Below are 12,752 nucleotides of genomic sequence, written 5' to 3' on the forward strand. Positions count from 1 at the left end.
AAATGATACACTAAAATAGCGAGGTGATGGGGAAATGGAACAATTGCAAATTGGAAAAATTAAAATGACATGGTTAAACGGAGGGGTAACACATTTAGATGGCGGAGCAATGTTCGGAGTTGTGCCGAAGCCGCTTTGGTCGAAAAAGTATCCGTCTAATGACAACAATCAAATTGAATTGCGTACCGATCCTATTCTCGTACAAGTGAACGGAAAAAATATCTTGATTGAATCAGGGATTGGCAATGGAAAATTATCGGATAAACAAAAACGGAATTTCGGTGTAACGGAGGAATCAAAACTCGAACAGTCTCTCAACGAGCTGGGGCTGTCGATGGATGATATTGACATCATTCTAATGACACATATGCATTTTGATCACGCTTGCGGCTTGACAAAATGGGAAGGAGATCGGCTTGTTTCTGCTTTTCCGCGCGCGGAAATTATTACGTCACAGAGAGAATGGGACGAAATGAGACATCCAAACATTCGCTCGCGTAATACATATTGGAAGGAAAATTGGAAGCCGATCGCCGAGCAAGTCATCCCATTTGAAAAAGAAAGAGAAGTAGCAAATGGGATCAAAATGGTACATACCGGAGGACATAGTGACGGGCATTCGATTATTTTGATCGAATCAGATGGAGAAATGGCGATTCATATGGGTGATTTATTAGCGACGCATGCCCATCAAAATGTATTATGGGTAATGGCATATGATGATTATCCAATGACATCGATTTTCGAAAAACAAAAATGGATCCCATACGCGATCGAAAAACAGGCGTGGTTTACGTTTTATCACGATGCGTATTATCGTGCGCTAAAGTGGGACGAGGACGGAAACATCATCGCCCATGTTGATCGAAACCGCCTGTGATTTTGATCCATGTTGAAAATGGAAAGGGATGCCTCCTGTTGGGATGGGGGCACCCGTACGGTCTTAAAGCGGTTTCGTTTCGATGATGGTTCCCGTATAGGCGTCGATGACAAATTCGTATTGTTCATGATCACGGCAGACGCCTCCTTTGTACACCGTGTAGATGATATTGTTTTTTTCGTATGTTTCCGGATTTGTTTGAATCCATGAGCCGCTGATTGGCGCTTGTTGCAAAAAGGCTGCTTTGGCTAGTGAAAGTGCTTTTTCCGAAGAAATCATTCGCTGTTTTCGCTTCGTTTCAACGACGTATGCCGCGATAAATCCAACGGCCATACCAGCTATAAATTTTTTCCAGTTCATTAGTAGAGACCTCCGCAGTTTCTTGTCTACCGTTTAGTATATCCGATTTTACCAAAGAATGTAAGGAAAGTGGAAAAACGTTTACTTGTTCGTTACAATAAAAATGATTAGAAAAAAGGAGTTAAGAACGATGAATGTAGAAACGCTTCGACTGTTTCAAACATTGACCGAATTGCCGGGAGCACCAGGCAATGAACATGCGGTGCGGAATTTCATGCGCAAAGAGCTGGAAAAGTACGCGGATGAAGTCGTACAAGACCGGCTTGGCAGCATCTTTGGCGTCAAACGCGGCGATGAAAACGGTCCGACTGTGATGGTCGCGGGGCATATGGACGAAGTCGGCTTTATGGTCACCGCTATTACCAATAACGGTATGATTCGTTTTCAGCCGCTTGGCGGCTGGTGGAATCAAGTATTGTTAGCACAGCGCGTACAAATCATTACCGATCATGGTCCAGTTGTTGGAGTGATCAGCTCGATTCCGCCGCATTTGTTGAGCGAAGAACAACGAAACAAGCCGATGGAGATCAAAAACATGCTCATCGACATCGGTGCTGATGACCGTGAAGACGCGAAAAAAATGGGGATTAAACCAGGACAACAAATTGTACCGATTTGCCCATTTACCCCAATGGCCAATCCGAAAAAAATTTTGGCAAAAGCGTGGGACAATCGTTATGGCTGTGGATTGGCGATTGAATTGTTGAAAGAGTTGAAGGATGAGAAACTGCCAAACGTGCTATATTCAGGTGCTACTGTCCAAGAAGAAGTCGGGTTGCGCGGGGCGCAAACCGCCGCAACCATGATTCAGCCTGATATCTTTTTCGCGTTAGACGCAAGCCCGGCGAACGATATGACCGGAGACGCGAAAGAATTTGGGCATCTTGGAAAAGGGGCGCTTGTCCGCATTTATGACCGTTCGATGGTGACTCATCGCGGTATGCGTGAATTTGTATTAGATACGGCGGAAACGCACGGCATTCCATATCAATTTTTCGTTTCACCGGGTGGAGGAACGGATGCCGGAAGAGTGCATATCGCCAACAGTGGAGTGCCTTCTGCCGTGATCGGTATTTGTTCCCGTTATATTCATACACATGCGTCGATCATTCACGTCGATGATTATCAGGCAGCAAAGCAACTGCTTATTGAACTTGTAAAGCGGTGCGATAAAGCAACAGTCGATGCAATTAAGAAAAACAGCTAATCAATATGAGAAGTCTTGTTTGACAAGACTTCTCTTTTTCCGTAAAAAGGAGTGGGAAGCATTGAAAATCATTGCCATTGGCACAACGAATCAAGCAAAGGTGGCGGCCGTCCGCAGCATTTTTTCTTCGGAACATTATACCCTTGTACCGACGGATGTTCCATCAGATGTTTCCGCCCAGCCGATTTCCGACCACGAAACGCGTCAAGGAGCGATAAATCGAGCTAAACACGCGCTACAAAAAGAGAACGCGGACATCGGCATCGGTTTGGAAGGCGGTGTGATGGAGATAGACGGAGAGTTATGGCTTTGCAATTGGGGAGCGCTTGCCGACCGTGATGGCACCGTTATTACCGCCGGCGGAGCGCGCATTCCGCTTCCTTTTGAAGTGGCAAAAGGAATTCGTGCTGGCAGAGAACTCGGAGATGTGATGGCGGAATATACAGGAGAAAGAAACATCCGCCATAAAGAAGGAGCGATCGGTGTTTTTACAAACGGTTATGTCGATCGTGCCGGCATGTTTCGACATATTGTTCAGTTATTAGTCGGTCAGTATGAATTTTTTTGTCAAAATCACTGATTCGCGATATCATAAAAAAGACATAGAAAGGAGTTTTTATCAATGAAAACGATTGAAACAGCAGCACAATATGAGGAAGTGAAAAAAACAAAAAAAGCAATATTCGTTTTTTCTGCCGATTGGTGCCCGGACTGCCGATTTATTCAACCATTTTTGCCGGAAATCGAGCAGGCTTTTTCCGAATATGAGTTTTATTACGTTGATCGCGACCAATTGCTCGAAGTATGTCAGCAAGAAAACGTTTTTGGCATTCCAAGCTTTATTGCTTATGACAACGGCAAAGAGTTAGGCAGATTTGTCAGCAAAGATCGCAAAACGAAAGAGGAAGTTGAACGGTTTATCCAGAGCTTGTCATAATATAGGGGGCATATCCATGGATAGTAAACAAATGTGTGAGGAAATAAAAAAAAGGCTTGCCCGCGATGATTGGACGTTTCAATTTGACCGAAAAAAGGATACGCTCCGCATTGAAGATAAAGAAACGAAAAAAGGGGTAACGATTTCGCTTCCGGGTGTCATTGCGAAATGGCACGAACAAAAAGACGAAGCCGTTGACGAAATTGTATATTACGTTGAACAAGCGCTAAATACCATGCATGAAAAACATACGCTTTCCGGCAAAGAAAAAGATATTTACCCGGTTATTCGCTCGACATCGTTCCCGACGGAGACAAAAGAAGGCATTCCGCTTCTTTATGATGAACATACGGCGGAAACCCGCATTTATTATGCGCTTGACTTGGGCAATACGTATCGGCTGATCGATAAAAAGATGATGGAACAAGAACAATGGAATGAAGAACGAATAAAAGAAATTGCTCGTTTTAATGTCCGTTCGTTGGATGTTCATGTCAAAGAAGACAAAGTAGCCGGAAATACGTTTTATTTTGTGAATACAAATGATGGCTATGACGCAAGCCGCATTTTAAACGAGCCATTTTTAGCGAAAATGAAAAAGAAAATAACGGGAACGATGGCGCTTGCTGTGCCACATCAAGATGTGCTGATTATTGCTGATTTGCAAAATGAAGTTGGATACGATGTGCTCGCGCAAATGACGATGAGCTTTTTTGCGAGTGGACGAGTGCCGATCACCGCTTTATCATTTTTATATGAAGATGGAGAACTCGAACCGATTTTTATTTTAGGAAAAAATTATCGCAAAAAATGAAGAAAGGATGAGTGGGGATGAACGTATTTTATAACCGTCAAGGAGTCGGCGATGTACTTCTCGTTTCATTAAAACCGATTCAGCCAGATCAGCGGGCGTTTGAAAAAAAAGGAGACGTTGTCCGCATCTTTGATGAAAAAACAGGAGAAACAGCAGGATATAATATTTTTCAAGCTTCTACTTATCATCATTTTGACGGTAACGGCTTATTGGAGCTGAACGAGGAGCTTGTTTCTGCCATTAACAATATATTAGAGAAAAACGGCTGGAACGAAACGATTGAAGCCGATCTTTCTCCAAAATTTGTAGTTGGTTATGTAAAAGAGAAAAAGAAACATCCGAATGCGGATAAATTGAGCGTATGCCAAGTGGACGTCGGAACAGAAGTATTGCAGATTGTATGTGGCGCACCAAATGTGGAAGCAGGGCAAAAGGTCGTTGTCGCCAAAATCGGTGCGGTGATGCCAAGCGGACTTATTATTCAGGAGGCAGAATTGCGCGGTGTTCCTTCGTACGGGATGATTTGTTCCGCGCGCGAATTGGAATTGCCAAACGCTCCGCAAGAAAAAGGCATTTTAGTATTATCCGATGAATATGAAGTGGGTCAGCCATTTACTTGGTAATGCGATGATAGTCACTAGATGGATTCTAGTGACTTTTTTTCCGAAACGAATTTAACAGAAAGAGTGATTGAGCGATGAAATGGTTAAAACGATTCGTTCGTTATTTGCTGGAAACAGAGGAAGAAGAACAATACGTTTCGTCGCAGAAAAAACAGAGGGAGAAACTTTCTTCTTCCCAATTGGACGTAAAGGTGGCATATCAATATCCAAAAGGAAACTTCCGGTTTCCGCTTATTCCAGATGAACCAACATCGAAACGCCGTCATTCATCATTTCGGCAAGAACATCATGAACACGTTTCTTCTGTATGGAATTCCGATCATTTGCCAAGGCGTGTAAAGGAAAGCCAACAAGATCATTCGGCAGATTCAGAAAAAAAACGGTTCCGGCCTTCTGATGTGCTGTCTCCTATTTATGGATATAAAAGAGTAACGAAAAAGAACGAACCTGTAATAGAATGGGAGCTGCCATCTAGCTCCATAGAACGTGCAACAGATCTATTGCCATCTGTACCGGAAGAAAAAGTAGATGACATCAATGATCCGATACCAACGCCGTCGGAACGATTAGAAACAAGCGAAAAAGAATCAGTGGACAACGCTCCTCAAGAAAAAGAAGATGGATTCCAATCACCAAAAGGAAAAGAGGAAGAACAAATCGAAACAATCGCGGCGGAAAAGGAGACGAATTTACAAGAAACGGAAGCAGCAAAAAAAGAAGAGACAAAGACGGATATGCCCGAAAACGACCATCATACGAGCAAACAATCATCCCATTCGACACGTTCTCGCATTCCATACAATGTTATTATGCTAAAACAAGATCGGAAAAAGTGGGAAGAAAAAAGACAATCTGCCGCAAGCGGGTATCAATTCCCGTCCTTATCGCTGCTAGAGAGTCCCAAACGAAGCCAAGAAAGCGATGAGCAATGGATTCGCGATCAATGTGAACGTCTGAATCGAACATTTGCCAGCTTCCATATTGGCGCCAAAGTGGTCAACACAACACAAGGGCCAACGGTAACGCGGTTTGAAGTACAGCCGGACCTAGGGGTAAAAGTAAGCAAAATTACGAATTTAGCAGATGATATTAAGCTAAATTTAGCAGCAAAAGATATTCGGATTGAAGCGCCGATTCCGGGAAAACGCACCATCGGTATTGAAGTTCCAAACTTGAAAAGCCGGCCTGTATGGATTCGGGAAATTTTAGAAAGCGATGCGTTTCGAAACAATCCATCCCCGTTAACGGTCGCGCTTGGACTTGACATATCGGGAGCGCCAGTAGTAACAGATTTAAAAAAGATGCCGCATGGATTAATTGCCGGAGCGACCGGTTCAGGAAAAAGCGTGTGTATTAATGCAATGCTTGTCAGTTTGTTGTACAAAGCTGCTCCACATGAAGTAAAATTGCTCCTGATTGACCCAAAAATGGTGGAACTCGCTCCATATAATGATATTCCGCATCTTGTCAGCCCGGTCATTACGGATGTGAAGGCAGCAACGGGAGCGCTAAAATGGGCGGTGGAAGAAATGGAGCGGCGGTATGAACTTTTCGCCCATGCAGGTGTCCGTGATATTCAAAAATACAATGAGCTCGTGAAACAGAAAAACAGTCCAGAACATCATCTCCCGTATATTGTTATTATCATCGATGAGCTCGCGGATTTAATGATGGTAGCGCCGGCGGATGTCGAAGAAGCGATTTGCCGCATTGCGCAAAAGGCAAGGGCGTGCGGAATTCATTTAGTTGTTGCGACACAACGCCCATCCGTTGATGTGATCACCGGGTTAATCAAAGCGAATATCCCGACAAGAATCGCTTTTTCTGTCTCATCCCAAGTCGATTCACGGACGATTATCGATACGAATGGTGCGGAAAAACTGCTCGGACGCGGCGACATGTTGTTTTTAGAAAATGGATCATCGAAAACGGTACGTGTTCAAGGAAATTACGTATCTGATGAAGAAATTGAGCGGGTAGTGGCCCATGTGAAAACGCAGATGGCGCCGTCTTATTTGTTTCAGCAGGACGATTTTGCCAAAAAGACGGTTGCTCATCATGAGGAAGATGAGCTTTTTTATGAAGCTTGTGCATTCGTTGTGCAACAAGGAGGAGCTTCTACGTCGAGCTTGCAACGTCATTTTCGCATCGGCTATAATCGCGCAGCCCGCTTAATAGAGATGATGGAAGAACAAGGAATCATTTCTGAAGCACGAGGCAGCAAACCGCGAGATGTATTAATTACTGAAGAGGAATTGGCGAATTTGCAAGAAAATAGTATGATATGATAGAAATGTGTTATACATCACATGAAGACATAGGCGAGGGAGCAGCGATGAAGGAAATCGAATTAAAATTACAAGGGAAAATTAAACGATTAACGAATAAAACGTTTAAATTTGATGAGCGGATTCGCGACGGCTGGTTTTCCGCCGTTTATTTTTTAAAAACGCGTGAAATTGTCAAAGAGTTTTGTCCAAATAATATTGTTACGATGCAATTTTTTCAAAAGGAACATGCTGTATTATGTGGAACAGATGAGGTGATCGCACTCATCAAAACATTTGCTGACGAACCTGAGAAGTTAGAAATTTATTCATTAAAAGACGGGGATAAGATCAGTCCATTTGAAACCGTATTGACCATTACTGGCCCGTATCAAAATTTCGGGTTTTTAGAAGGGGTTATTGACGGCATTTTAGCCCGGCGTACGTCAGTGGCGACGAACGTTTACAATGTCGTGAAAGCGGCGGCGTTATCGGGTGTGCAAAAACCAATTATTTTTATGGGTGACCGCGACGATCATTACACTCAACAAGCCGGCGATGGCTATGCGGCGTTTATTGGCGGTTCAACGGCGCAAGCGACTCATGCGATGAATGAATGGTGGGGGAAACAAGGAATGGGAACAATGCCGCATGCGCTCATCCAGTTATTTGACGGCGATGTTGTTGCGGCGGCAAAGGCGTATTACCAAAAATATCCGGAAGATGACTTAATTGTGCTTGTCGATTACAATAATGACTGTATTACCGATGCGCTTCGCGTTGCCCGTGAGTTTGGCGATAAATTAAAAGGGGTTCGCGTCGATACATCGAGAACGATGATTGACCAATATTTTATTCGGCATCCGGAAGTGCTCGGAACGTTTGATCCCCGCGGCGTCAATCCACCGCTTATTTTTGCGCTCCGTGAAGCGTTAGATCGTGAAGGATTCCACCATGTGAAAATTGTCGTCAGCGGCGGATTTAATGAGGAACGCATTATCGAATTTGAAAAGCAAGGCGTGCCTGTTGATATGTATGGCGTCGGCAGAAGCCTTCTTAAAATTCATATCGGCTTTACCGGCGATAATGTATTGTTAAACGGAAAGCATCAGGCGAAAGCAGGAAGAAGATATCGGCCAAATCCACGCTTAGAAAGAGTCGATTTGTCGGAAATATAAAGGTTGCTGATAGAAAGACCGTCCCATTCGTTTTCTTTTTGGACGTACTCATAGTTTTTAGAAGCAAACAATGTTATAATGATGAAATATGAGAATACATATGCCAAATGAAATAAATGGCAAAACTAGATGAACGTCATATACTGTCTTACAGATAGACGATTGTTGGAGGGCTTAATTATGACAGTTTACCATTTTGTTGGCATTAAAGGAACAGGAATGAGCGCTTTAGCGCAAGTTCTTCATGATATGAACTATACGGTCCAAGGTTCAGATGTCGAGAAGCGTTTTTTTACCCAAAAAGCATTAGAGGAGCGGGGAATTCCCATTTTGCCCTTTAACAAAGAAAATATTAAACCGGGCTATACGGTGATTGCAGGCAATGCTTTTCCTGAAACGCATGAAGAAATACAAGCTGCTCATGAATTAGGAGTGCCTGTGATCCGGTATCATCGCTTTTTAGGGGAATTTTTGCAAAAGTTTACAAGCATTGCGGTTACGGGATCGCACGGAAAAACATCGACGACTGGCTTGCTTGCACATGTGATGCAAGGGGTGCATCCAACATCATATTTAATTGGTGATGGAACGGGAAAAGGGATAGAAGGAAGTAAATATTTTGTATTTGAGGCATGCGAATACCGCCGCCACTTCTTATCCTACTTTCCAGATTATGCAATCATGACAAATATTGATTTTGATCACCCTGATTATTTTGCCAATATCGATGATGTATTTTCAGCGTTTCAAGAAATGGCGTTGCAAGTGAAAAAAGGGATTATCGCTTGTGGGGATGATGAATACTTACAAAAAATTCAAGCAAAAGTGCCGGTGTTGTTTTACGGATTTGGGGATGATAATGATTTCCAAGCGCGCAATGTGGTGAAAACAACAGAAGGAACAGCGTTTGACGTGTTTGTCCGCAATACGTTTTTTGCTTCGTTCGAAATTCCGCGCTCTGGCGACCATAACGTATTAAATGCGCTTGCCGTCATTGCGCTTTGCCATTATGAAGAGATGGATGTCCGCATTATTCAAGAACGATTAAAAACGTTCCAAGGCGTAAAACGCCGTTTTAGCGAAAAAGTGCTTGGCAATCAAATTTTGATTGATGACTATGCGCATCATCCGCGGGAAATTATCGCAACGATTGATGCGGCGAGACAAAAATATCCGGGGCGCGAAATTGTTGCGATTTTTCAGCCGCATACGTATACGCGAACACAAACGTTTTTGCGGGAATTTGCGGAAAGCTTGCAGCAAGCTGACCAAGTATATTTATGTGATATATTTGGCTCTGCTCGCGAGCATCATGGCAAATTATCTATTCATGACCTGCAGGCGCAAATTCCGAATTCCCGTCTCATTCAAGAAGATAATACATCTATATTAAAACAGCATGAAAACGCGGTATTAATTTTTATGGGCGCAGGAGATATTCAAAAGTTTCAAGAAGCATACGAGCGGACGGTTCACTCATAATTTGGTGCTTTTTAGTAAAAAGAAAAACGAGCTAGGCATCCACTTGCCGGCTCGTTTTTTATCGCCAAATTTATCAGCTCACATTGTGAATAAATAAGCATGTCTCGTAGGAAATTTCACCGCCTCGATATCCTGAAGGCTGCTTATTATGACCATGCCGCGATGAATGAGCGTTATGCAATGCCCTTGTTGGAAATGGAAACATTGATTTCGCATCATTTTTTGAATGAATATACTTGCAGGAATTTGTCGGATGGATGTCGAACATTTGAAAAGGGAAAAATGTGGAGAACCCAAAACGGCTGCTAGCAAGGAGGAAATTAAGTGGAAATCATTTTATATGCCAGCATCGCGTTGATTGCCATCTCTTTTTTCATATTAGTCATTTATATCGCAAGGACATTAACGGTATTGCAGGAAACGATCCGACGCTTAACGGCGACCATTGACCATTTAGACAAAGAAGTGCAGAGCATTACGACGGAAACGGCACAGCTGTTAAAGAAAGCGAATGCGCTTGCTGATGATGTTCAGAAAAAAGTGGAAGGATTGAATTCGCTTGTCCATGCCGTAAGTGATGTCAGTTCTACCGTTCAGTCGTTCAACCATTCGCTGCAACAATTTTCTTCCTCTGTGACAAAGAAAGTAGATGCATACCAAGAAAAAGTAGTAAAAGTAATGCAATGGGGAAATGCTTTTATGGAAATATGGGAAAAATGGAAGGAAAGGAAGCAAAAAAAGACGAAGGGGGCTATATTTGATGGCAAAAAATAATGGAGGATTTTTGTTAGGAGCGATTGTCGGCGGAATTGCTGGTGCGGTGACGGTGATGCTATTGACAAGCGAAAAAGGAAAACAATGGCTCGCTGAAATCAATGAAACAGGAAAATTAGAGCCGATGAAAACAACAGCAACAGAATGGTTAGAAGTCGCCAAAGAAAAAACGAAAGAAGTAACGAAATTTATTCCAATTGGAAAAACGGACGAGAAGCTATCTTCTTCTGAATCTACAACAACGTCGGAAACATCGGTCATCCCGATTTCGGTGCCGGCGAGCGAAAAGGATAAAGAAAATGAAAAGGATAAAGAAAATATAGAAAAATTGTTGAAAGAAGCAGAAGAAGCGTTCCATGATGCGGAGCAAAAACTGCAAAAACAAAATGAAACGGAGTGAGCAAAGTGGGAAAGAAGAAACTGGAGACGATTGAACAATTTCAAGAAGTGTTAAAAGAGGGGAAACGGTTTTTATTCATCAAACATAGTCTTACATGCCCAATTAGTCAAGCAGCGTTTCAAGAGTATGAAAAATTCTCAGCCGACTATCCGGAAGTGGATACATATTATTTGTTTGTGCAAGAGGCGCGTCCACTTTCGAACTATATCGCTGAAACGTTTGGTGTGAAACATGAATCTCCGCAAGCACTTTTGTTTGAAAATGGATCTGTCGTGTGGCATACATCGCACTGGAATATCACATATGACTCTCTAAAAAAAGAAGTAATACAAGCATGAATGGCGTCTTTGGCCGAAGACTCCATTTCTAACATATAGCTGTAAAAGACATGCACCTCCAAGCGTTTACGAAAGGATGATGCATGTCCTTTTTTTATTGTCCATTGGCGTTTGTTTCCGAGTGATTCAGACACTTTTTATGCAATTCTCATAAAATATCTTATGCAATTTCTTATAAAATACTTTATTGCTTAAAAGCGTTTAATAAATAAAGTATTTTTTGATGACAACTGCTTCTGTTTCCATTATAATAATGACTAATTAAAAAATAATAACCACAAAGTCCGTGACTGGAGTCATCCGGATAAGGTGGAAAATGGTTTTGAACTAAACTGCACGAAAGAAAGGATGGGAAAGCATGAGCAATAAGAGATTAGATGAGCTACGGGCAAAGGTGGATGAGATTAACTTACAAATTTTAAAATTAATTAATGAACGAGGGAGACTTGTTCAAGAAATTGGAAAAATCAAGGAAACGCAAGGAACATATCGTTATGACCCAGTGCGTGAACGGAAAATGCTTGATTTAATTTCTGAGCACAACGATGGACCATTTGAAACATCGACATTGCAGCATATTTTTAAAGAAATTTTTAAAGCTGGTCTTGAACTGCAAGAAGATGATCATCGTAAAGCATTGCTTGTATCGCGCAAGAAGCATCCGGAAAATACGATTGTTGATGTAAAAGGCGAAAAAATTGGCGACGGCAACCAATATTTTGTGATGGGACCGTGTGCGGTCGAAAGTTATGAACAAGTTGCGGCTGTTGCAAAAGCGGTGAAGAAACAAGGATTAAAACTTCTTCGCGGCGGTGCGTACAAACCGAGAACATCGCCATATGATTTCCAAGGACTAGGCGTGGAAGGATTAAAAATTTTAAAACGAATTGCCGATGAGTTTGACTTAGCTGTGATTAGTGAAATTGTCACCCCTGCGGATATTGAAATAGCGCTAGACTATATTGATGTGATTCAAATTGGTGCGCGCAACATGCAAAACTTTGAGCTTTTAAAAGCGGCAGGCCAAGTGAACAAGCCAATTTTGTTAAAACGCGGGCTAGCGGCAACGATTGAAGAATTCATTAATGCGGCAGAGTACATTATGTCGCAAGGAAACGGTCAAATTATTCTTTGTGAACGCGGTATTCGCACATATGAGCGCGCGACAAGAAATACGTTGGATATTTCTGCGGTGCCAATTTTAAAGAAAGAAACACACTTGCCTGTATTGGTTGATGTTACTCATTCAACAGGCCGTCGTGACTTATTAATTCCTTGTGCGAAAGCAGCGTTAGCAATTGGCGCGGATGGAGTAATGGCAGAGGTACATCCAGATCCAGCGGTTGCATTATCGGATTCGGCACAACAAATGGATATTGCTCAATTTAATGAATTTATGGAAGAAATAAGAGCGTTCCAGCGGCAAATGGTAAAAGCATAATGGAATTCAACGTCCCCCTTCAGCAATTCTCTGAAGGGGGAATTTTCTGTT

The 12,752-nt window shown here is 42.4% G+C and carries 14 protein-coding genes; 13 read left to right on the top strand and 1 reads right to left on the bottom strand.

Features of this window, described 5'->3' with window-relative positions; translation table 11 throughout:
- Positions 1–34 precede the first annotated feature (34 nt).
- Positions 35–880: a YtnP family quorum-quenching lactonase gene (locus tag FNL97_RS03620; protein ID WP_143415067.1), complete on the top strand. Its 846-nt coding sequence runs from the start codon at positions 35–37 to the stop codon at positions 878–880.
- 63 nt (positions 881–943) lie between these two features.
- On the opposite strand, the gene FNL97_RS03625 is transcribed toward FNL97_RS03620, so the two are convergent.
- On the bottom strand, positions 944–1,240 hold the full coding sequence (locus FNL97_RS03625; protein ID WP_015864842.1) for a PepSY domain-containing protein: 297 nt from the start codon (positions 1,238–1,240) through the stop codon (positions 944–946).
- Between the two features lie 130 nt (positions 1,241–1,370).
- Between FNL97_RS03625 and FNL97_RS03630 the strand changes: the two genes are divergently transcribed.
- The 12 genes from FNL97_RS03630 to FNL97_RS03685 all read left to right on the top strand — a co-directional run bounded on the left by FNL97_RS03630 (position 1,371) and on the right by FNL97_RS03685 (position 12,701).
- Entirely contained in the window at positions 1,371–2,447 is a 1,077-nt protein-coding gene (locus FNL97_RS03630; protein ID WP_089098024.1) for a M42 family metallopeptidase, read from the top strand.
- A gap of 61 nt (positions 2,448–2,508) precedes the next feature.
- Positions 2,509–3,027: a DUF84 family protein gene (locus FNL97_RS03635; protein WP_015864840.1), complete on the top strand. Its 519-nt coding sequence runs from the start codon at positions 2,509–2,511 to the stop codon at positions 3,025–3,027.
- Between the two features lie 42 nt (positions 3,028–3,069).
- Positions 3,070–3,384: a thioredoxin family protein gene (locus tag FNL97_RS03640; RefSeq protein ID WP_015864839.1), complete on the top strand. Its 315-nt coding sequence runs from the start codon at positions 3,070–3,072 to the stop codon at positions 3,382–3,384.
- Between the two features lie 16 nt (positions 3,385–3,400).
- Positions 3,401–4,198, top strand: a complete 798-nt coding sequence (locus FNL97_RS03645) for a DUF1444 domain-containing protein (RefSeq protein WP_081188740.1) — start codon at positions 3,401–3,403, stop codon at positions 4,196–4,198.
- A 17-nt stretch (positions 4,199–4,215) separates the two neighbouring features.
- Positions 4,216–4,821 (top strand): YtpR family tRNA-binding protein, encoded by a 606-nt coding sequence (gene ytpR, locus FNL97_RS03650; protein ID WP_015864837.1) that lies wholly within the window; start codon positions 4,216–4,218, stop codon positions 4,819–4,821.
- A 74-nt stretch (positions 4,822–4,895) separates the two neighbouring features.
- Positions 4,896–7,109: a DNA translocase FtsK gene (locus tag FNL97_RS03655; protein WP_143415068.1), complete on the top strand. Its 2,214-nt coding sequence runs from the start codon at positions 4,896–4,898 to the stop codon at positions 7,107–7,109.
- 47 nt (positions 7,110–7,156) lie between these two features.
- A complete protein-coding gene (locus FNL97_RS03660) occupies positions 7,157–8,266 on the top strand; it encodes a nicotinate phosphoribosyltransferase (RefSeq protein ID WP_015864835.1) in 1,110 nt (369 codons plus the stop codon).
- 180 nt (positions 8,267–8,446) lie between these two features.
- Complete coding sequence (gene murC, locus FNL97_RS03665; protein WP_143415069.1) at positions 8,447–9,748, top strand: UDP-N-acetylmuramate--L-alanine ligase; 1,302 nt, start codon at positions 8,447–8,449, stop codon at positions 9,746–9,748.
- 324 nt (positions 9,749–10,072) lie between these two features.
- Complete coding sequence (locus FNL97_RS03670) at positions 10,073–10,522, top strand: DUF948 domain-containing protein (protein ID WP_143415070.1); 450 nt, start codon at positions 10,073–10,075, stop codon at positions 10,520–10,522.
- Positions 10,509–10,922 carry a YtxH domain-containing protein gene (locus tag FNL97_RS03675; protein ID WP_062755002.1) on the top strand — a complete coding sequence of 138 codons (414 nt, stop codon included), beginning with the start codon at positions 10,509–10,511 and terminating at the stop codon, positions 10,920–10,922. The genes FNL97_RS03670 and FNL97_RS03675 overlap by 14 nt, the downstream gene beginning before the upstream one ends.
- A 5-nt stretch (positions 10,923–10,927) precedes the next feature.
- Positions 10,928–11,260: a bacillithiol system redox-active protein YtxJ gene (gene ytxJ / locus FNL97_RS03680; RefSeq protein ID WP_062755000.1), complete on the top strand. Its 333-nt coding sequence runs from the start codon at positions 10,928–10,930 to the stop codon at positions 11,258–11,260.
- A gap of 358 nt (positions 11,261–11,618) precedes the next feature.
- Entirely contained in the window at positions 11,619–12,701 is a 1,083-nt protein-coding gene (locus FNL97_RS03685; protein ID WP_015864830.1) for a bifunctional 3-deoxy-7-phosphoheptulonate synthase/chorismate mutase, read from the top strand.
- The last annotated feature ends 51 nt before the right edge of the window (positions 12,702–12,752 follow it).

The organism is Geobacillus sp. E263 (assembly GCF_007197795.1).
Taxonomy (GTDB): domain Bacteria; phylum Bacillota; class Bacilli; order Bacillales; family Anoxybacillaceae; genus Parageobacillus_B; species Parageobacillus_B toebii.

Bases quoted from the DNA above. Each gene is read 5' to 3' on its own strand.
- FNL97_RS03620 (WP_143415067.1), top strand. From the start codon at position 35: ATGGAACAATTGCAAATTGGAAAAATTAAAATGACATGGTTAAACGGA.
- FNL97_RS03625 (WP_015864842.1), bottom strand. From the start codon at position 1,240: ATGAACTGGAAAAAATTTATAGCTGGTATGGCCGTTGGATTTATCGCG.
- FNL97_RS03630 (WP_089098024.1), top strand. From the start codon at position 1,371: ATGAATGTAGAAACGCTTCGACTGTTTCAAACATTGACCGAATTGCCG.
- FNL97_RS03640 (WP_015864839.1), top strand. From the start codon at position 3,070: ATGAAAACGATTGAAACAGCAGCACAATATGAGGAAGTGAAAAAAACA.
- FNL97_RS03645 (WP_081188740.1), top strand. From the start codon at position 3,401: ATGGATAGTAAACAAATGTGTGAGGAAATAAAAAAAAGGCTTGCCCGC.
- ytpR (WP_015864837.1), top strand. From the start codon at position 4,216: ATGAACGTATTTTATAACCGTCAAGGAGTCGGCGATGTACTTCTCGTT.
- FNL97_RS03655 (WP_143415068.1), top strand. From the start codon at position 4,896: ATGAAATGGTTAAAACGATTCGTTCGTTATTTGCTGGAAACAGAGGAA.
- FNL97_RS03660 (WP_015864835.1), top strand. From the start codon at position 7,157: ATGAAGGAAATCGAATTAAAATTACAAGGGAAAATTAAACGATTAACG.
- murC (WP_143415069.1), top strand. From the start codon at position 8,447: ATGACAGTTTACCATTTTGTTGGCATTAAAGGAACAGGAATGAGCGCT.
- FNL97_RS03675 (WP_062755002.1), top strand. From the start codon at position 10,509: ATGGCAAAAAATAATGGAGGATTTTTGTTAGGAGCGATTGTCGGCGGA.
- FNL97_RS03685 (WP_015864830.1), top strand. From the start codon at position 11,619: ATGAGCAATAAGAGATTAGATGAGCTACGGGCAAAGGTGGATGAGATT.